Annotated in this window: 16 protein-coding genes; 9 read left to right on the plus strand and 7 right to left on the minus strand. The window is 42.0% G+C overall.

Annotated elements, in window-relative coordinates:
- Nucleotides 1–97: 97 nt before the first annotated feature.
- The 7 genes from bfr (L1D50_RS11325) (at nt 98) to L1D50_RS11355 (ending at nt 8,939) form a co-directional block, all read left to right on the plus strand.
- Entirely contained in the window at nt 98–568 is a 471-nt protein-coding gene (bfr, locus tag L1D50_RS11325) for a bacterioferritin (RefSeq protein ID WP_095729185.1), read from the plus strand.
- 3 nt (nt 569–571) lie between these two features.
- Complete coding sequence (gene bfr / locus L1D50_RS11330) at nt 572–1,054, plus strand: bacterioferritin (RefSeq protein ID WP_128726179.1); 483 nt, start codon at nt 572–574, stop codon at nt 1,052–1,054.
- A 151-nt stretch (nt 1,055–1,205) separates the two neighbouring features.
- Nucleotides 1,206–2,435 (plus strand): ABC transporter substrate-binding protein, encoded by a 1,230-nt coding sequence (locus tag L1D50_RS11335; RefSeq protein ID WP_128726178.1) that lies wholly within the window; start codon nt 1,206–1,208, stop codon nt 2,433–2,435.
- Nucleotides 2,432–5,743 carry a PAS domain-containing hybrid sensor histidine kinase/response regulator gene (locus tag L1D50_RS11340; RefSeq protein ID WP_138523552.1) on the plus strand — a complete coding sequence of 1,104 codons (3,312 nt, stop codon included), beginning with the start codon at nt 2,432–2,434 and terminating at the stop codon, nt 5,741–5,743. The genes L1D50_RS11335 and L1D50_RS11340 overlap by 4 nt, the downstream gene beginning before the upstream one ends.
- Nucleotides 5,744–5,820: 77 nt before the next feature.
- Complete coding sequence (locus L1D50_RS11345; RefSeq protein WP_138523554.1) at nt 5,821–7,974, plus strand: exonuclease domain-containing protein; 2,154 nt, start codon at nt 5,821–5,823, stop codon at nt 7,972–7,974.
- A gap of 1 nt (nt 7,975) precedes the next feature.
- Nucleotides 7,976–8,344 carry a DUF1294 domain-containing protein gene (locus L1D50_RS11350; protein WP_138523555.1) on the plus strand — a complete coding sequence of 123 codons (369 nt, stop codon included), beginning with the start codon at nt 7,976–7,978 and terminating at the stop codon, nt 8,342–8,344.
- An 82-nt stretch (nt 8,345–8,426) separates the two neighbouring features.
- The gene (locus tag L1D50_RS11355; RefSeq protein ID WP_138523557.1) at nt 8,427–8,939 is read left to right on the plus strand and encodes an Mpo1-like protein; all 513 of its coding nucleotides are present in this window, start codon (nt 8,427–8,429) and stop codon (nt 8,937–8,939) included.
- A gap of 48 nt (nt 8,940–8,987) precedes the next feature.
- Here the strand turns inward: L1D50_RS11355 and L1D50_RS11360 are convergent, their stop codons facing one another.
- Nucleotides 8,988–9,944 (minus strand): FHA domain-containing protein, encoded by a 957-nt coding sequence (locus L1D50_RS11360; protein WP_138523559.1) that lies wholly within the window; start codon nt 9,942–9,944, stop codon nt 8,988–8,990.
- Nucleotides 9,945–10,531: 587 nt separating this feature from the next.
- On the opposite strand from L1D50_RS11360, the gene L1D50_RS11365 reads away from it, so the two are divergent.
- Nucleotides 10,532–11,119 carry a CBS domain-containing protein gene (locus tag L1D50_RS11365; protein ID WP_239966058.1) on the plus strand — a complete coding sequence of 196 codons (588 nt, stop codon included), beginning with the start codon at nt 10,532–10,534 and terminating at the stop codon, nt 11,117–11,119.
- A gap of 148 nt (nt 11,120–11,267) precedes the next feature.
- Here the strand turns inward: L1D50_RS11365 and L1D50_RS11370 are convergent, their stop codons facing one another.
- Both L1D50_RS11370 and L1D50_RS11375 read right to left on the minus strand, forming a co-directional pair.
- Nucleotides 11,268–12,185 carry a M14 family metallocarboxypeptidase gene (locus tag L1D50_RS11370; RefSeq protein WP_128726171.1) on the minus strand — a complete coding sequence of 306 codons (918 nt, stop codon included), beginning with the start codon at nt 12,183–12,185 and terminating at the stop codon, nt 11,268–11,270.
- Between the two features lie 91 nt (nt 12,186–12,276).
- Complete coding sequence (locus tag L1D50_RS11375; protein WP_128726170.1) at nt 12,277–12,684, minus strand: hypothetical protein; 408 nt, start codon at nt 12,682–12,684, stop codon at nt 12,277–12,279.
- A gap of 408 nt (nt 12,685–13,092) precedes the next feature.
- Here L1D50_RS11375 and L1D50_RS11380 point away from each other — a divergent pair, with 408 nt between their 5' ends.
- Complete coding sequence (locus tag L1D50_RS11380) at nt 13,093–13,485, plus strand: hypothetical protein (protein ID WP_128726169.1); 393 nt, start codon at nt 13,093–13,095, stop codon at nt 13,483–13,485.
- A 114-nt stretch (nt 13,486–13,599) separates the two neighbouring features.
- Here the strand turns inward: L1D50_RS11380 and L1D50_RS11385 are convergent, their stop codons facing one another.
- From L1D50_RS11385 to L1D50_RS11400, 4 genes are all read right to left on the minus strand, one after another.
- Nucleotides 13,600–15,144, minus strand: a complete 1,545-nt coding sequence (locus L1D50_RS11385) for a PAS domain-containing methyl-accepting chemotaxis protein (RefSeq protein ID WP_128726168.1) — start codon at nt 15,142–15,144, stop codon at nt 13,600–13,602.
- Nucleotides 15,145–15,435: 291 nt separating this feature from the next.
- Nucleotides 15,436–16,602 (minus strand): beta-aspartyl-peptidase, encoded by a 1,167-nt coding sequence (gene iadA, locus L1D50_RS11390; protein ID WP_128726167.1) that lies wholly within the window; start codon nt 16,600–16,602, stop codon nt 15,436–15,438.
- 4 nt (nt 16,603–16,606) lie between these two features.
- Nucleotides 16,607–17,992: a putative basic amino acid antiporter YfcC gene (gene yfcC, locus L1D50_RS11395; protein WP_239966059.1), complete on the minus strand. Its 1,386-nt coding sequence runs from the start codon at nt 17,990–17,992 to the stop codon at nt 16,607–16,609.
- 54 nt (nt 17,993–18,046) lie between these two features.
- The gene (locus tag L1D50_RS11400) at nt 18,047–20,971 is read right to left on the minus strand and encodes a TonB-dependent receptor (protein ID WP_239966060.1); all 2,925 of its coding nucleotides are present in this window, start codon (nt 20,969–20,971) and stop codon (nt 18,047–18,049) included.
- Nucleotides 20,972–21,142: the final 171 nt, after the last annotated feature.

Raw genomic sequence — 21,142 nt, forward strand, 5'->3', positions numbered from 1 at the left:
GGGTATATTAAGAAAACTGTTATTTTTATTTAATCTTGCGAAGAATAAATATTGAACTAGGGTTATAGGGCGTCACTCGACATTATTAGGGGGCCCTATGCAGGGTAATAAGCAAGTTATAACAGCGCTAAATCAAGTGCTTACGTTAGAGTTAACATCGATAAACCAGTTTTTTTTACATGCAAGAATGTACAAAAATTGGGGGCTTGAAGAGCTAAACGAGAAAGCGTATAAAAAATCTATCAAGGATATGAAGCAAGCGGATGACCTTATCGAGCGTATATTATTTCTTGAAGGGTTACCAAATCTCCAGCATTTAGAAAAGCTGCGAATAGGTGAGCATACCGAAGAGATGATGGCGTGCGATTTAGCGTTTGAACTCGATCAGTTACCGACACTACGCGATGCGATTGCGCTGTGTGAACATGAACAGGATTATGTTAGTCGAGAGCTACTTGAAGATATTCTTGAATATGAAGAGGGCTATGTGGATTGGCTCGAAACACAACACTTCTTAATCAAAAATACTGGCATTGAAAACTATCTGCAATCGCAGATTGAGGGGTAAGTTATGCAAGGCAATTCTACCATCATCGACTTACTCAACAAGCAACTTACTCTCGAGCTTTCTTCTATGGATCAATATTTGGCTCATGCCAAAATGTATGAAGATTGGGGGCTTGAGAAGCTACATCACAAGTTATCTCACGAATACGAAGAAGAGCTTGACCATGCAAAACGGATCACCGAGCGTATTTTGTTTTTGGAAGGCACACCGGATACCGCTTCTCGTGCGCCAATTCACGTCGGTGCTGACGTGAAAGAAATGCTAGAAAATGACTTGGCAGCTGAAGTTTTGGTAAAAGATCATTTGAAAAAGGTGATAGCAGCGTGCGAGCAAGCGCAAGATTATGTCACGCGAGAAATGCTTGAAACTCTGTTAGATGATACTGAAATGGATCATATTTATTGGCTTGAGCAACACATTAACTTGATCAAATTAATAGGTCTACCAAATTACATTCAGAGCCAACTTGCAAGTAGTCCAGAATGACCCAACCACCGCACCTGCCTGAAGGTGCGGTTTCTTTATGCGCCATGCGATGTTCTGTTGAGCTATAACGTGCAAGGTATTCGCTATAAAATTAAGCAATCACAATGATTTGAACTAAAGTTTAGTTATGTGTTGAGTAATTAGTAATACAATGAAAATATTATTACTGTTTTTCTACCTGTTTAGCTCGGTTTGTCTCGCAGCAAACTCCAAGCAAGTGTTTCGTATTTATCATGACGCTGATTATTCTAATTTAAATGAGTCAGCCGAAGCGATAAAAATGGGATTTTTGACCGCATTCGATGAAGTTGATAATCAAATACAGGGTTTTAATATTGAATTAGTGAGCAAAGATCATCGCGGTAATAGTAATCGTAGTTTGCTCCATTTTAAGCAATTTTTAAAAGATCCCAATGCTTTGTTAGTACTTGGAGGCGTGCATTCTCCCCCCTATATTAAATTTCGTCAGTTTATCAACGAGAATAAAGCGCTGCTGTTGGTTCCTTGGGCCGCTGGTGGACCTATTACAAGATACCCGAGTAAGGACAATTGGGTGTTTAGGCTTTCGGTAGATGACACCAAAGCGGGTAAAGTACTCATCAATTATGCAAATCAACAAGGTTGTGTTGCGCCTCATTTACTCCTTGAGGATACTGCATGGGGACGCTCCAATTACGACACATTGTTAGGAGAGTATAAAAAGGCCAAGCCCAACAATGCTTTACCCGTATCCTGGTTTAACTGGGCCACTAAGAAAAATGAGGCGCGGATGATTATCCATAATATTATTGAAAGTGAACCACAATGCATCATTTTTGTTGGCAATGCGATTGAAGGAGTTGAGTTTGTAAGAGCCATGGCGAGTATTGATGAGGCGGAGCGCCTGCCGATTATAAGTCATTGGGGAGTGACAGCGGGTAACTTTTTTGGTGTTATTGGGGATAAGCTATCTGCAGATGTCTCATTGGCGGTACTACAAAGCTGCTTTTCTTTCGAGAATAAACCGTTAGGTGAGTTTTCAGCACGAGTATTTAATAGGGCAAGACGGCTTTTTCCAACTCAGTTTGCAACGCATGGGTTCGTTCAAGCTGCACCTGGATTTATCCATGGGTATGATATTGCCAAGCTTCTTATTGCGGCGGCAAAGCAAATAAAGCTGACAGATTCGGTTGCTACTAATAGAGCCTTGTTTAAAAGTGCATTGGAGGATTTGCAGTCGCCGGTCAGCGGCCTCATAAAAACCTATCAACGACCATTTCGGGAGTGGAGTGAAGAAAATGATTCCGCTCATGAAGCACTGACAGTGCAAGATCTGTGTATGGGACAATATCAATCCAATGGCAGTATTAAACTGGTTTATAGTTACTCGGGGTCAAATTGAAAAATAAACTCACCTTGACGAGTAATCGTGCCTTTTACGCCTTTTTAGGATTAACGGCTATCATTTCACTTCTGCTCAGTGCGCTCTTCGTTGGACTAAGAGCAAATGTCATAGTTGAAGATTTGGTAAGAGAAACGAATGAGACCCAAGCTCAACTCTCGGTAAACAATTTGACACAGTACTTGGAGAGCCGAAAACAAATACTATTTGATCTATCTTCGCACCCTATTGTTGTAAATGGTGCAATGGGAACAGGCTTTTCTGCAACACAATTACGAGATTTTCTGCGCAGTTTTCAAATTATAGGCAAAGCAGAGAAACTGATGGTAATTAACGTTCTCGGTGAAGTCGTGTATGCAAACTTTGACTCTAACGAAATATTAAGGCAACAGCCTATTTGGTTGGATAAGGTGATTAATGCTGAAATTAGTAATGCGATAGATTTAACTAAAGTTGCCAACCAGCATTTTTTTACGGTAGCGGTACCTATTTACTATAACGGCTTTGCTGAAGGAGCGCTTGTTGGTGAGTTTTCGACCAGCCTTGAAACCCTACTGGCGACTTCTTTAGATTCTCAACTTCATAGCATCTCGTTAAAAGGGCAATGGCTTGAATTTTCCGATGTTGAACGTGTTGAGGATTATTTTAGTATCAAGTCATTAGCTATTGGAACAACGGGGCTTCAATTAGACTATCGTTTACGAAAAAGCTTGGTTACTGACGAAGTGCAAATATTTGTCTTGGACCTTATAGGCGCGATAACCTTTGGGTTGCTCCTGTCCTTTGGCTTGCTTTACCTGTTTGGTAAACAACTATTGTTAAACCCGTTCAAGAAACTAGAAGAGTCCAGAGCAATACTTACGCGAAGTGAAGAGCGATTTAAACTCGCAATATTTGGCAGTGACGATGGCCTTTGGGATTGGGATCTTGAACGGAATACGGTGTTTTATTCAGATAGATTTAAATCTTTGCTCGGCTTTTCTCAAGAGACACAAGCCTTATTCTCTGCACATATTTCTAGTTTATTTGATCGTGTTCATCCAGCAGATCTCACCAATTTAGAAAACTCTATAAAATTCCATATGACGGAAGAAGAGCCTTTTGGTGTCGAGTGCCGAATAAAAACGAGGCAAAACAGCTATCGCTACTTTTGGCTCAAAGGCGCGGCAGCACTTAAAGATGGAAAAGCGAAGCGAATAGTTGGATCGCTTTCAGATATAACCGATCAAAAGCTTCATCAAGAAGCGCTGAAAAAGGCAAAGGAGCAAAATGACCTACTTGCTCAAGCAATAGAATGTGCAAATGTTGGCATTACAATTGTTGATGCAACAAACCCAGAATTACCGATCGTATTTGCCAATAAAGCTTTTAAACAGATCACCGAATATGGAGATGAAATACTTGGTAAGAACTGCCGCTTTTTGCAAGGAGAGCAAAGCCAACAGCAAGCTATAGACAAAATCAGAGCTGCAATAAAAGCCCAAACATTCGTCAAAGTCGAATTGATAAACTACACCAAATCTGGGAAGGCATTTTGGAATAGTTTACAGATTTCCCCTGTGTTTAATGAACAAAACCAAATAAAAGCATTTGTTGGCATCCAACAGGATATTACCGCTGCCGTCGAGGCGAAAAAAGAGTTAGAGCAAGCAAAGCAAGCAGCCGAGCTGGGGGCGCAAGCTAAAAGTGAGTTTTTAGCGTCAATGAGTCATGAGATCCGCACGCCAATGAATGGTGTAATAGGCATGTTAAGTCTGCTTGAAGATGAACACTTGACTCAAACTCAATTACATAAAGTGAGTCTAGCAATGGGAAGTGCCAAGTCGTTGTTAAATCTTATCAACGATATATTAGACTTTTCTAAAATTGAAGCAGGCAAACTTGAGCTTGAGTCATTAGATTTCGATGTTAGGGCTTTGCTTGGCGAGTTGATTGAATCCGTTGCTTTGCAGGCGCAGAAGAAGGGACTTGAACTTATTCTTGATGTTACCCAACTTGAAAAGCCATTGGTGCAGGGGGACCCGAGCCGCATTCGACAAATCATTACCAACTTAATTAGTAATGCAATCAAGTTTACCGAGCAAGGGGAAATTATCATTCGAGCTTGGTTTAGTGAGGTAGACGATAAGCTGAGGTTTCACTGCTCAGTTGAAGACACTGGGATAGGTATACCTGAGAGCAAAGCGGATGGACTTTTTGCTAAGTTTTCTCAAGTAGATGCTTCTACCACAAGGAAATATGGTGGTACTGGTTTGGGGCTTGCCATTGTCAGGCAACTCTGTGAGTTAATGGACGGCGATATCACCGTGAGTAGTCGGTTTGGTCACGGTAGCCAATTTGAATTCTTTGTTACCTTAGTTCACGGTGACAATACTCAATTCGAAGCGACAAAAGTTGATCTGAAAGGGAGCAAAATACTCTTAGTTGACGATAATCTCGCGACCTTGACGAGCTTAGAATCTCAATTGAAGCACTGGGGGGCGGAGGTGCGTAAAGCCAGCTCAGGCATACAAGCATTATCAATGTGTGAAGCTGAATACCAGCGTGACAAAAATGTATTTGATATAGCCCTATTGGATATGACTCTTAGAGGTATGTCGGGAGAGCAGCTTGGTGCTGCGCTTAAAAACGATAAACGATTCAAAGCGATTAAGCTTATCATGATGACGCAAATGGGGACTAAGGGAGATGGCCAGTTTTACGCAGAACGTGGCTATTCGGGTTATTTTCCAAAGCCCGTGACAACCAAAGACCTCTTTGATGCATTAACCATTTTGGCTGAAGATGGCAGAGCGTTGGCTAATGCGAAGCCATTGGTTACAAGTCACTATTTGAAGCTGGTAAGAAAGGCGAATGAAACCGAATGTGCTTGGCCAAAGCCTTGTCGCATTCTATTAGTTGAAGATAATGAGGTAAACCAAATAGTTGCATTAAGTATGCTCAAAAAATTGGGGATCACAGACGTTGAAGTTGCTGAGAATGGACTTGTTGCTATCGAGCTGCTCAAATCTCATCAAGATGAGTGCCGTTTTGAACTGATCTTAATGGATTGTCAGATGCCGGAAATGGATGGTTATCGAGCAACAGAGATAATTCGAGATGGATCTATTGGGGAGACCTATCAAGAAGTAAAAATCTTGGCCATGACTGCCAACGCAATGTCTGGTGATAGGGAAAGATGCTTAAATGTAGGTATGAACGATTATCTTGCAAAACCTATTTCGGAAGCGGCATTAAGTGAGAAACTACAATACTGGCTATACAAAAGCGAATATGCATCTACAGACGGTACAGAAAAAACGACTTAATGGGTAACTGAAGCAAATTGGCAATACTTTCTATCTATGGTAGTCTTTACTGTATATAAAAACAGTTGTCTTGGTTTGTGTTGAGAAAAGAGTTACCCGCCAAATATTACTTAAGCCACTTTAGTGAGCTTAGCGATTATTTACTTAAAGTATGTCAACCGCTATTAAGTCGTGCTCAGCGTGAGCTGCTGGCTGAGCTACACCGCTTGCCTGAAGATGAATTGTGTTTGTTAGTGCGGTTTATTTCCCGCAAAACTCCTTTTCTGGATATCAATTCACTGCGCTACGAAGAGATCAATAATATTTGTGAAGTCGCGCTTTCACTAAAAGCAAAAGGGTTCCTTCGCCAAGTACAACAAGACGACTTTCAAATATTACTACATTGCTTAACTAAACCATGTTTAATTGAACTCGCTGAGCGAGAAAACGTAACTAAGACGCCAAGTAAATCGGCAAAAAAATTGCTCTGGGTAGAGCATTTGCATCATTCTATCTGTGTTGAACATGTGAATGTACAAGAATATCTATCCAAGTATCTCACGCTCTCATTTCAAGCTGATATTGACTACTTTCTATTTTTGTACTTCGGTAAGGTAGGCCTTAGCTTGGCGCAATTTTCGATGCGGGATCTTGGTGTAATGGAAACCCGGAGCGCTAACGCCGCGTATCATGCACATTTTGAACAAAGATCAGAAGCAGTGAGCGCATTTTATTATGCAAATGCACTCAGTGCGCTCAAAAACACCCATGAAGATGAGTTAGTACAGCGTGCTAGCGAAGCCATAGCGCAACAATTGCCTAAAGTCGATGGGCAATATTCAGTGACTGCGAATGCAAAGTACCTGTTAACGCTTGCCAGAAAGTTGGGGCCTGACTCAAACCACTATAGTGCCTTATTGCGTATGAGTGAACATCCACAAGCCCGTGAGATGTTGATACGACATCATTATAAACAAGGTGAAGTTGAGTTGGTGCGTGAGCAATTAGAGCGCATATTACAGGGCGAAAACGATGAAACACTGATGATCTTCGCGGAAGACTTTTACCAGCGTAAATTTAACCAAAAACGTACCTCTGTACTTACGGATATGCTGAGAAAAAGTCAACCTGCAATCCAAATTGATGAGGCCTTTAAAGGGCAAACCGAAGCCGGTGTTATTGCTTATTACAAACGTCATGGTATCAAAGCTTACCATGTTGAAAATAAAATTTGGCTGGCCTTATTTGGATTGACCTTTTGGCAGGAACTGTTTTATCACCCGAGAAGTATCGTTGCGAATGGGTTTTCTAAAACTCCGCTGGCGTTAAAAGAAAATCGCTTTTACAGCGAGTTTGAGAAAGAGATTGAGTGCCGCTTAGCGAGTTTTACAGATACTTCTGCTTGGATGAACTGGCTTCTACGCCAGATGAGCGAACATTACGGAGAACCCAATCGGTTGTTTATTTGGCACGATAGGATGCTCGACGCAATAAAAATATTGTTGTCTAACGTGTCTATTGAGGATGTTAAATCTGTTTTAAGGCTAATGTGTAGTGACTTTCATCTGATGAAATCCGGTTTTCCCGATCTGATGATAGTCGATGAAAAAGCGGGCTTAAGGTTTGAAGAAATCAAGGCGCCTGGCGATAGTCTTAGCAGAAGTCAGCTGGTTAACATTTCTAAACTCTTGCAATGCAATATTCCCGCGCGACTGCAAACCGTTGAATGGCACATTTCCAAAGAGCAACCCTATGTCGTTGTCGATATTGAAACCACTGGGGGAAGTAAGGAGTTTGATCGCATTACCGAGATCGCCATGGTAAAAGTCGTCAACGGTGAGGTCGTTGCTAAATGGCAATCGCTTATTAATCCGATGCGCCGTATCCCACAAAAAATCACTGAGTTGACAGGGATCACTCAGGCAATGGTGAGTGATGCTCCGAGGTTTTGCGAAATCGTAGAGCAAGTTGAGCAATTTAGCCAAGGTGCTATTTTTGTCGCGCATAATGTGAATTTTGATTATGGCTTTATTCGGCAGGAGTTTGCTCGTGTTGATCAAGAGTTTACTCGTGCAAAGTTATGTACTGTGCAGTTAGGCCGAAAGTTTGTACCAGGTCTGCGCTCCTATGCGCTCGGAGCATTTTGCCAAGCGATGAATGTACCTTTGGTTAATCATCACCGAGCGATGGATGATGCTTATGCTACCGCTGAAATTTTCATTCAAATAAATAAAATAAGACAGGAAAATTAGCATGTCAGCCGTTCGTTTAATGCATCAGCAGATGGGCCTATTTTGGGGGACTGGCGTGTGGCTAGGGGCACTTTGTGTATCTAAGCTACCTTGGCAAGCGTTTATTTCTGCAGTGGTGTTGTTGGTTATCAACTTATTTATATTTGCACTTTTTTGGTGGGATAAGCGAGCTTCAACACTTGCTCAATCGCGCATTCCTGAGCGTAATTTGCTACTTTTTGGGTTACTCGGGCTCAATATTATCACACCAGTGGCGATGTATACACTCAGGCATAAAACCATCAAGCCTAGCTTTAATTTTAAGCTTTTGATGGTGCTCATGATGCAGAGCATCGTGTTCGGCATGCTGTTTATTTGGTTATTTATATAGGCCCTAATAGAATTTTTTATTGATAAATTTTCTTTGTTGACTAATTATCAATAGGATAATTGGTATCAGTGAGAGAACAATAATGAACAAACTAGAGACGCTATTAAGTCAGTATGCCATGTATCATCGCAGCAAAAAGAACATTCTGACTCACTTTTTTGGGATCCCGTTAATTGTGATTGCTGTTGTCGGCATGACTTTTATCCCACTATTCGATGTGTCAGGAGCTACCATCACGCTTGCCGCGCTGATAGGGTCAGTTTTATGTTGCTACTACCTGATGTTATCCCCCACTTTCGGACTCATGATGAGCGCAGTCATACTGGCTTTTTATTTCCTTGTTCAAACGTTAAATCCACTTATCGCTAATGCTGGGATAATGACCGTACTGTTTTGGGCTGGTGTTTTCTTTGTGGGCTGGGTGTTACAGTTTATAGGGCATTATTTCGAGGGGAAAAAACCTGCGTTCGTCGATGATTTGATTGGTTTAGCAATTGGACCATTGTTTGTGCTTGTAGAGCTTTTATTTGTATTTGGGCTATTCAAAGAGCTCGAAAACAAAATAGTGAATAATGCTGGAGAGTATAAAGCATAGGCAAATAGTTGGGCTGAAATGCTATTTCTGCCCAACTATGAAGACTGTCTAAGTTGTCATGCGAGTTTCTAATTTAGAGCCTTTTATTATGGTGATATCTTGGCAGTTTAATCTTACTCGGCCACAGCGAGTTTCTAATAAAAAGGTTGCTTCTGGGTAATCTTCGCCACCGGAATCAACAAATTGCTTGCGTGCGCGGTGAACCATAATATTCATATGGTTTGTTTGTACGCCGAGTGCTTTTGCTAAGTCATCGCGATAAACCCAACCTTGAACATCCGATTCAAGGCCTGCATCTTTATCTTGGATCCGAGTTCTTGCAAGCAGTAACAGTAAGTAGTGATGACTTCTGACGCCTAAATCTAGGTGTTTATCGTCCACGCTTAACGTTAGTTGAGTATCTTCTTCGTCTTGGCTTACGTTGAACTCTAGTGCTATTGGCTTGGCAGCTTTTTGGCATTCAAGGTGCTTAGTTACAGCAATGGTTGTGGCAGAAAAAAACATCCATTGGTCATTCATCAAAGATATAATACTACCGTCAATTAAGGCTTGACGATCTGACGTATTAAGATCTTCTAAAAACCAATAGTTAAGTAACTTATCGTAGTAAATGATGTGTTTAGGATCGTCTTCATTAGGTAAAAGCAATTGGTTGGTTACTTCAATTACTTTTTGCCTGTTTGACTGAGAAACTAAATATTGACACTCGGTTTGTAAATTCGCCGCCACAAACGAGTTTTGCCCGGGTGCTGCAAAATCAATCTTATCGTTTTCGAATAGCTGATAAGGCAAATTCTTATCGAGCTTTTTGTCGTTTATCCAGATGCCATTTGTGCTCACATCTCGGATAAACCATTTGTTTTCATTGAGTTCGATAATGGCGTGATGTCTTGAAACTCCTGGCTTGTCTATCAAGGTGTCTACGCTATATTTGTAGCGACCTACCGTATGATAGCTTTTAAGATAAACTCGTTCGAGTTTCTGTTCGTCGATTAAATAAGCCATAGTTAGTTCCGTATAACTTTGATGAAAATTACATGCTTATACAAAATAGATATCACAACTCAGCAAGGCGTAAATTTCATCTATATCAATGTATAAGTGCGGTGAAGCATACAATTTTATTTCCTTCGGCTCAACGATAAAGACCCACGATGTGGGTCTCGTTGAGGGAAGAATTCACCAGTACCAAGGCACTGGTTTGGTTTAATTTGGAATTACAGTTTTTTTAGTTTGACGCAGAATCCCAAAGCTAAAACCAATTGTTTGATATTAGGGTGATAAATCCTAGCAAACATGTTTAGTCTAAGTTGTTTATATAAATTTAGCTATTACACGGCATTACACTGAGGTTACAGGAGTTTTGGGGAGTGAGACTTGAATATATTCGCGGGATAAACCATATTTTAATCAGAGAGAAAAGAAACTAGAACTCATATTTTTGCGTTTTAGCAATCTCTCTTACTTTTCCAGTTAGCTTAATGAAACGTTTACAGCCTTTACACTGGTTGCTCTTCTTATCTTTTGTTATGAATTGATTATAACAACATGAAAACCATACTGTTTAAGGGCTTTAGAAGCAGGAGTGCACAATGGGCAAGTATCGAGCATTAAAAACCGTTCAGTTGGAAGGGAAATTTCAGCTCTGTGATCACTTCGACTCTGAGCCTTTAAATATGGATAGCAGTGCGATTAAGGTGGTAACTGATTTTACCCGCAGACAGCCTCAGGTGATAGCAAAGGATGTCGATATTGATCATGCTTTATATATGATGAAAAATGGCCATGTGCGCTCAAAACTCGTTGTTGACGAAGATGATAATTTTTTAGGTGTAGTTAGCTGCCGCGATCTTACCGGTAGAAAAGCGTTAAGTGTTGCACAACGGAAGCAGGTGTCGAGAGAGGATGTATGTGTTGAAGATGTAATGGTGAGTAAAGAGGAGCTTTATGCCGTTCCATATGAAATAGTTGCTAAAAGTACGATAGGAGATGTGCTAGAAACATTACGGGCTTTAGGGTTGCAGCACGTTTTATTGGTTGACTCTGAAGGATTGAGAGGGATGATCTCAGCGAGTGACATCGCAAGAGCATTGCATATTCCAGTTAGTATCTTGCAAAAGCCAACTTCATTTAAAGAAATTTATGGGGTCGTCAGTGGCAAGGAAGATTTAGCGAATTAGGTGTTATGATGACCAGCTATGTTGCTCATAGTAGTATTTGAGAGGGCGTTCAGCGTCAGCCTAAGTTTGATAAACAGTCAGAGAACGTAAACCTGTTTTGTAATTTATTGCAGTAGATATGGTTTACGAAACCATATCTACTCAAGCATCAAAGACCTTCTTTTTGCAGGTACTTAAGTGCTCCTCTAATAGCTGCTACTTGTCCCGCAATACAGTTTTCTGGAGTTGCATTTTGACCATCAGGGTAAACTTCTGTTGTTGTTACAAAAGCGGCATTGGTCATACCCATACATAAACCTAGCGCAGTGCCATCGTAATTAATTACACCGTGCTGCTCTATATCAACACCGATTAATTGCCCATTTTCATCAGCATCTGCAATTTGGGTTACCTCAGCCACTTCTTCGATAATACGTTTTTGAAATTCAGCTTCAGGTTTCTGCGTATGCCCTACTAGATAGAAACCATCAGGTATATTCCAATTGTGATTTTCTTTACCATCTCTGGCTGCCAATGCTGGACGGAATTCAGAATTGTCAGAGTCTGTGGTTTCGTGTAAATCAATATGGCATAGCGTTTTCGCAGCTTTTTTGTCGACAAAGTTCATTGCCAATCGAGATTCTGGTGCAGGACTATCTGCGTAAAAAGAGCGGTTAGGGTCTACTGCTTCTGGATTCCAGCGGTTTATCGTTTCATAACCCCAAGGGCTCAAGCAAGGCAAGATAATGAAGTTATAAGCCCGTTCATATTGTTGTGCTTCTGATTTTGCAAAAGCAAGAGCACCATGCACACCGCTTGTTTCATAGCCATGCACGCCTCCGGTAACTAATATGATTGGTTTGTTTTGTTGCCAGTTTTTTGTCGTTAGTGCGTATAAAGAATAAGTTTGGTTGGGGTAGTCAAGCTGACCATACTCGGTTACGTCAAAGCCTTGCTTAAGCGCTTTTATTTGAGTTACGACTTCTTCAGAGTATGAGCGTTTGATTGTTTGATTTTCTAACCACAATGTCTTTTCTTGGGAAGTCCAAGGTACGCCCGGCGTACCTATTGCATATTGTCTTTGCATAATAACCTCTTTATAAATTTAGGTTATCTTACTCAACGCCCCTTTTTAAAAGCAACTTTATGAGACCTACTGCACACGGATATGTATAGAATTAAACATATCCTAAAAGTTTAAGGCTCTGCTGCTGCGCAAGATTGGGCTTGAAAGACCAAATCCTAAGTACTCCGGTTGCCAAATAAAGTTTTGTATAACTAAACCAAAGTAGTCGTTCCACAGAGATCTTTTCCACTTCTTCTGATGGAATATAGTGCTTTTGACCTAACAGGCTGTGATAAACCACGCCTTGATTGCAAATGATTACTCGACTTTGACCACTGAATATAGCCCATACCCCCATAATAATGTAAAACATGATTGCAGCTGAAAGCGTTAATTGGGCAAAAGAAATCAGGCTAATTTTTTCAGACACTATTAAGGTATCTAGGATAAGCAAGCTCAGCGCAATAATAGAAAGGGAAATGAAAAATGATAAGTTCATTCCTAGTTTTAACTCTTTCATTGTTGTTCCTATTTTTCTTCGATTGATTTTGAGAGTGTGCAAATTATTTCAACAAAATGAATCAATTGTGGAGGTCATGATCTTTTCTTATCAAATCAAACTTTATAACTGATATTTTGTTTTAAAGGTGCTTCTTTAGTCGTACTTATTAGAGCCGGTGGCCTTTGGATATAATCTACTTTGGCGATATCGAAAGTAACTTTGAAAATGTAAGGAAACTTTTTAATTGTGGAAAGTGAAGCTTGCTTATTTTCAGTCTTATACAGTCTGCTAGCCGTTGCGTAACTGAACTTGCACTTTTTTAATATGACAAACGGAAAAAGTTAGCATATGTTTAAATATTAGCGTTTTATGTTTCGTCTTGAAATATTGTAATCTTAATTTGCAGGAAAGGGTTAAGGAAGAATTATGAAATTTGAGCAGCTACTAAACCACTTTGACACGGGCATTTGTGTTGATCAGATGCAAAAAGAGGCCTTAATAGATGTCGCGTTATTGTTCATTGGTGTTGATGGCGTTATCAGTGAAAGTGAAAAACATGTGGTTAGAAAGTGGGCAAAGAGCTTACAGTGGAACTCTGCAATTGCATTAGACGATTATATCGAAGATAGCCTGTCTAAGTCGGTTGTTGCGATAAAAAATAATGATATTGAAGCTTATGTGCAGCACCGTATGAATAACATTGTTGATGAGCCTATGCGTAAACTTGCGAAAGATCTAGCGGTACGTGTTATTGAAGCTGATGGCAACGTAAAGCAAGCCGAGAAGGAAGCTTTGGCTATATTAGAGGCTGAGCTGTAATGCGTATCACCAACTAAGGCATTGTGGGTTTATGCTAAATAAGCACCACAATGCGCTTAATTCTGATTTACGTCAGCTTGCTTTGCGGCTCTAGCCTTAGCGTGATCATCTCGTTTATGCATGAGTAAACTGCTGAATTAGACGCGTTTGTTGCTCTATCTGATGAAGCAACTCTTGACTTAGAGCAAACGATTGCTCGCCATGTTCAGTGCCTTTTTCTGCCAGCTTTGTTACGCTTTCCACATTGAGGCTTATCTGCTTTACCACACCGCTTTGTTGTTCAATCGCTGCGGCAACGCTGCGGTTTAGATCGGCCAAATGCATAACATGGCTTTGAATGGTATCTAAGCTCGTACCGTTATTCTTTGCAAGGTCAACACTCTGATTGGACAGGTTATTACTCTTTTGGACAGATTCGACCGCTGAGCTAGATATGTCGTTGAGCTCTTTTAATAGCGTGGTGATTTCCTCTGTTGAAGATTGCGTTCGTTGCGCTAAAGTACGGACTTCATCTGCGACCACAGAGAAACCGCGGCCATGATCGCCCGCACGAGCAGCTTCAATCGCTGCGTTCAGTGCCAGTAAGTTGGTTTGATCGGCAATGGAGTTAATTACACTCAGCATATTTTGAATTTTGTCATTGCCAGAGACTAGGCGATTAACGGCATTGTTGACCTCCATCAGGTGCTCGTCAAGATAATGAATAGAGTCGATTACATCTTTAACTGCTGATTTCCCCAGCCCTGTTTGTTGCTCTGAGTGATTGGCAGTATCTGCGGCATGATTGACATTTTCTGACAGCTCATCAATGGTTTGTGAAAACTCTTCCATGTATACAACCATTTCTTTTGCTTCGCTGGTTTGCTGTTTAAGTAATTCAGAGACAGATCGACCGCTTTGGGTGGTGATTTTTGCATTTTCGCTGACTTGTAAGGAAACGTCATTCACTCGCCCAATAACGGCCGCAATTTTGGCTTTTTGCATTTCAAATGCCAAGCTGATATCGGTAATTCTATCGCGAGATCCACCGTAAATTATCGACATGATATCGTTATCAAAAATGGTTTTTGCTTGGTTTAATAAATGCGTATATTTTTTGTTAAATTGCAGCATTAGCCCTGTGGCGCTAAGCAGCAAAGCTAGAGGGATGAGGATTATCCAAAAACTATCAAACAGAGGCAAAATTGCAACAGATACAGTCGCCAATAACATTAAAGCAAGTGCGAGCGAATGACTATTATAGCGACGGATAGGTGCTTCTGAGTCAAGCGTCGCATAGGTTTTCTCTGCACGTTTGATTATCTCGGCAGAGGGGCAAGTTCTAACGGACTGATATTCCGAGACTTTACCTTGAGGATCTTTGATGGGTGTCACAAATGCATTAACCCAGTAGTAATCGCCATTCTTAGCTGAATTTTTTACTGGCCCCATCCAAGACTGACCACGTTGAATGGTTGACCACATATTTTTGAATGCTGCCTTTGGCATATCTGGATTACGTACCAAGTTATGAGGTTGTCCCAACATTTCATCCATACTATATCCTGCAATGTCGCAAAATGATTCATTAGCATAGGTGATACGACTGTCCAGATCCGTGGTTGAAAGCAGCACACTGTGCTTTTTTAACTTTATTTCCCTACCTGTTGTGTTTGGCATTGTTATTTATCTCGGTAGCTGACGACTGGAGAAATATAAATCTAAGACTTTATACTCAGAAGCATTTTTTACAAAATCGGGATATTAACACCGCATTTAATGACCAAGATCACGACTCCATAATTTCGTAACACCGACTTCAGCTTCATTGTGTTAAATCAACAAACTGAAAATATATTCATGTTATTGAATGTAACTAATGCCAGTACAAGTTGCTGTTCCGATCTCAGATTACTTTTTGCAGGCAAGGTGATAAACCAAGTATAAGGCGGCAGCGCGCCGCCTTATACTTTATGAGAAGAAACCAGTTTCCAGTGGCTGATGCGCTTCTAGCATCTTTTTACCGTTACACCAGACGCTATGTGGCGTGAGTGTTGCGGCATCAAGTAGTACAAGGTCGGCATCGCCTCCGACGTAAAGCTTACCTTTGTCCAAACCCAAGATGTGCGCAGGATTGGCAGTGATGGATTGCAACGCGAGCTCAATAGGTACACCAAATTGTTGCACCGCTTGTTGAAATGAACTAAGCAGTGACGACTCCGAGCCGACTTCAAACCCAACTAACTCATTTTGCACATTATATATAGGTAGACTGGCATGTCCGTCTGAGCTCATAGTGAGTTGTTGCGGATTAACGCCTTTGTCTAAACAGTATGCTAGTGCCTCAGCGGCGGCAAGCTCGCCATTAGCAAGATCATACTCAGTCGTGCTTGTAGTAAAGTCAATCGTTCCACCGGCTTTGCAAAATGCGATGCCTGCAGTTAGCAGCTCAGCATTGCGGTTCATATGCGTGGGGTAAAATTGATTGAGTGGTATTTCGGTCGACTGAGCCACCTCGTGCAGTAGCTGCAAATGCTCAACACCCGTACCCACGTGAATGGAAACTGTGCCTCGCTTCCCACTCAGTAGCCCCGCAGTTCTCGCTTCTGCGGCAACGCTTGCTAGCGCCTTGGCTGACGGCTGCGTGCCACGGTGGTCGGCAATAGCCACTTCGCCGACACCGATTATTTCGTCGATATACATAATATCGTGACGAATACTATGGCCCAAGGTCTTGATAGGTAAGTGATAAGAGCCTGTATGACAAAATGCGTTTAATCCTTCTTGTTTAAGCCCTTTGGCTTTTGCAACTAAGTCAGTATGGGTTCTGCTTACATCGTCGGTGCCAAGTGCGCCTATTACTGTGGTGATCCCGTGTTTGGTGGCATCAGTAAGGTTCATCTGCGGAGTACGGCTTGCAAAACCTGCCTCGCCGCCGCCGCCACTAAAATGCACTAAGGCATCAACAAACCCTGGAGTTAAAAGAAATGACGAGCCATCAATCAAAGAGAATTCTATACTGCTGTTTAATTCAATCTTTTCTTCGATTGCTAGAATTTTTCCTCCAGCAAAAAGCACATCGCGTTTTCCAAGCTTTTTTGGAGTAAAAAGCTCAACATTTTTAATAAGTGTTAGCATAAATTTATTGATAATTTGTTAGCTGAGCAAATAGGGTAACCACACTTGCTAAGGTGAAAAGAAGTAACATAAAGCGCCAGATAAACTGTACCCAATCATTCCAAGAAAGCTTGACCACGCCTAAGCAGCCGATCAAACTTGCTGATGTGGGAATAATAATATTAGTGAGTCCGTCTCCCAGTTGAAAAGCCAGTACCGCGGTTTGTCGCGACACGCCAATTAAATCTGAAAGCGGTGCCATGATGGGCATTGTGATTGCAGCTTGTCCGGAACCTGATGACACAAAGAAGTTAAATAAGGATTGAAATACGTACATAAGCCAAGCGGCAAGTGCATCGGGTACTTGGGTTATTAGGGTTGCAGCGTAATAGAGTAGGGTATTTAAAGTGGATGGAGTTTGTAGATCGGTACCACCTAACAATAATACCAGCCCTTTTGCCAGTCCCACCAACAGCGCTGCAGGTAACAGCTCTGCGCTTCCAGTTTTAAATGCGTCTACGGATTGGCCGATGGATTGACGCCCTCCAAGTTTGGCGATGGCGGCAATAACCAGTCCGAGGATAAAAAACTGTGTCGCTAGCTCAGGAATATAATAGCCTTTTGCCGTGACGCCATAGATCACCCAAACAATCACCAGTAAGAATGCTAGTAATAAGGCTTTATCTACCAGCGCTAATTTATCTGGAGCGGTACTTGCGGCAACGGCATCATGGTTTGTTCTGATTTTTGCGGCGTAGCGCACGGTAAAAACCAACCCAACTAGCGTAAATAAGGCTGTAAGTGCTACCCTAAATTCGGCGCCAGAGAATACCGGTAATTGTGCAATACTTTGCGCGATGGCAATGCTAAATGGGTTCATTGCGGAGGTGGCAAAGCCAATTTGTGTTGCGACATAAGTGACCAGAACTGTGACCTGAGCGTTATAACCAAGGCGTTGCATGATAGGATAGAGCACAATACAAAACGCGATGGCCTCTTCCCCCATACCAAAAATGGCTCCTCCCAAGGCAAAAGTGATAAATAGGCAGGGGATAAATAACCAATCTATACGTTGAGTCGAGTTGATCAATGCCATGATGCCATTGTCGATGGCTTTAGTTTGCATCAGTACACCAAACGCACCGCCAGTGATTAAGATGAACGCAATCACACCAATCGCTGCGCCATTTCTATCACCACTCACTAGCCCTTCAAAAAGCACATTAAATAAACCTGCTTCGCCTTGGGTGGCAAACAAAGGTATAGGAGCGGGCGCTTGCGCTTGAAAAAACTGCGAGAGCGCAACCGCTTCTTGTGTGCCTTTAAGCTCAAAAGCGCCAGGCAAAATGAAGTGGGACACCCCATAACAGAGTCCTGCAATCACCAGCAAAATAACAAATGCGTCGGGCATTTTTATCGTTTTTCGCATAAATATAACGAAAATGGGGTTGCCCCCATTTCTCCATTAGAACTGGTAAGTTAATCCAAGCGTATAGTTAGTCCCTAGCGCATTGTGATTAATTGAATCGAAGCCTCGAGAAGAGCCATATACTGTAGGTGGTTTCTTATCGAAAAGGTTATCAATGCTGAGTCTCACCCTTAGACCGCCAGATAATTGATAACCAGCGCTGACATCTACCACTGTCCAGCTGTCAACGTCTCGTTGTGATTCACTATCCAGTTTGCCAAGCTCAGCAAGTTCTTCGATTTCTCTTCCTCGTAGCCCTTCAATATCATCAGCGTAGCTGTCAGTATAGTTTGCTCCTAGCGAGATATAAAAATCATCGGCGTTATAAGTTAATGAAACTCTGCCAATATTTTCAGGATATCTGAATGTGCCTACGAGTTCTTCAGCTTCATCTGAGCCGGGTTTATTGCGCTCATATTCAAGGTAATGAGTGGCATCTAGTTTGACTATTAAATCTGCGTTTTCGAGTCTAAATCTATGGTCAAATTTAATGTCTAGACCCGCAATGTCTTGGCTTCCTGTGTTCTCTAGCTGAATAACGTGGTCTCGATACAGTTGCAAGCTTTGTGAGCGTGGATCAAATTCATTGATATAAGCAGTTAAAATTTCATCTAAATTTGCGCCACTTTGCGTGATGCTTAAACCTTGGGTGTCGGTAACGCTACACACATCCTCATCGTATGAAACTCCCATTTGGCCTTCAGGAACAAGTCCACAGTGGCGTAAAGAAGCATCGCTGATAGCTCGGTTGAGTACAGCAGTCATGTTAGTATCGATGACATCAGTGTATTCAAACTGCCAATAGTCGATGGTAACTGTGGTATCACGAGTTGGACTCCAAGCAACCCCCAAAGATAGTGACTCGGACTCTTCGGCATTAAGCTGGCTATTACCTAGCTCCAGAGAATTTACGGTGACTTGTGTACCATCACCTTCACAGTAGAGATTGGCAACGGCTTGATTAGCGCCACAATCAAAAGTCGAGGTGGTAGTTCTTAGTTTTACTCCCGCTTGCGTTAAAGATGGGGCCCTGAATGAAGTTGACCAGCCGGCACGGAGCATTAATGCATCGTTTGGACGATAACTAATACCAATTTTGGGATTAAATGTTGAGCCAAAGTCATCAAAGTGGTCATAACGGCCTGCCAGTTGCATCTCTACGGTGTCGGTAAGGGGAATATATAGTTCGGCAAATGCACCTAGTTGTGTTCGCTGCGCATTTGCAATGCTTGAGCCATAACCAAATACATCAACTAGGTAATCATTGGTGGCATCCGCAACGGCATCGCGAGACGGCGTATCTGAGAGCTCTTCATTTCGTGCCTCAACACCAAAGGAGGACTGTACCGAGATATCTTGCCAAGTAAATAATTCACCTGAGATAGTAAAGTCCCAGCTATAAATCTGACTGCTTCCTTCCCTTGTTGGACGTGCTTGAGTCAGGGCTAAGGTAGCATCGTTAGCACTATCACCTACTAGAAATGGGTTATAAAAGTCCAGTAGGCTAGCATTTCCACAGCTTAACTGGCCATTGCTGATATCTGCAATATTACCATCGTTACAGAGTTCGCCGGCCAAAGCTGCGTGGAATTTATAGCGGTTGTAAACGCCTTCGGTGGCTAGCTGATCAGATGTTGACTCAGAAAACATGAGCCCCGATATCCAATCCCACTGGCCTAATTGGCCCTCTAAACTTGAGACCAAGCGCATATTCTGGCTTTCGACCTCAATGGTACGTGGCGTATTAAAGCGGGCATCAAACTGAAAACCCCATTGCTCTTGTCCAAGTAAGGTATCGAATGGGTCGATATAGAGTGACTCTAGCAATGGGTTATTACCATTTTGGTCGTCAAAAATGAATAGGGCATCCTCTTTCACCCAAGGGCCTTCGCCATCATCTAGCTGATTGATTGCGGCAGGTGTTGAGTATGCGGTGGACTTGGTTTTACTGATGAAGAACTCGGTTTTCCATGTTAAATCACCAATCTGTTGATTAAACATTGCACCACCCGACATGCTTTCAAATGGTGTTCTTAACACATCGTCTTGATTACCATAATAAGCGCAGATCTGTTCACCATACTCAGTGGTTACCAGCTCACTCATACAACCGGGAGCTGGGAGCTCGTTGCCATCACGACTGCTGTAATAATAAAGATTTGGTGTATTCTCGAGTTTGGGCAGGTAAGAGTAACCATTTATGAGGTTTGGTGTTGTAAGATAATCCCTGTCTGTTGCGTCGAATTGGTTGCGGTCATAAAAGTCAGCAAATAGCATCAGGTTACCATCGCCAATCTCAGTTCCCCAAATTAGGCTAACTTGTATTTTCCCTTCATCGGAGCTTTCGAGGCTATTTCCATAGCTAACTTCTAGCTCAGCACCATCGTAATTGTCTTTGAGAATGTAGTTAATCACGCCTGCCACAGCATCGGCGCCGTAAATTGCAGAGGCACCAGTGGCTAAAATCTCAACACGTTCAATTGCAGCAAGTGGAATGGCGTTTACATCAACAAAGTTCTGAGTGCCAGCTGCAAAAGAACTAGGGGCGACACGGCGACCGTTGATTAAGGTTAGTGTGGCTGAAGGGCCCATCCCTCTTAGGCTTGCAGCGGCTTGGCCTGCCGGAGTTGAGGTCGATGTGCTGCCGCTTTCGCTGGTAGAGAAGGTGCCTGAACCTCCTTTTAATTGTGGAATATCTTGCAGCAGTTCGTAAACGGACGATGCGCCAGAGCGGTCAATATCTTCTGCGCTCAGGATGGTGATAGGCTGTGTCCCTTCAAGATCAACTCCTTTGATCCGCGAGCCCGTAACTTCAATCCGCTCAACCGAAGTTGTGTTTTGATTATCTTGCTCTTCTGCCTGAATTGTTAAACTAGAAGCAGCCAAGGCTGCAGAAATTGCTATGAATAGTCTGTTGTACATTACTTCACCTACTTTCTGTTGATGAGGGGCTTAGTAAAGGCAAGTGGCGTTATTTCTGTATTTATACCAATTGAATTAACTCTTTAATCAATTTGATTATTTACTTAAGACATTTGGTATTATTTTTTGTGATGATTAATCAACTCACTGGTACTTGGATGTTTGCTAAAG

The sequence above is a fragment of the Pseudoalteromonas sp. Isolate6 genome, from assembly GCF_022398435.1.
Taxonomy (GTDB): domain Bacteria; phylum Pseudomonadota; class Gammaproteobacteria; order Enterobacterales; family Alteromonadaceae; genus Pseudoalteromonas; species Pseudoalteromonas galatheae.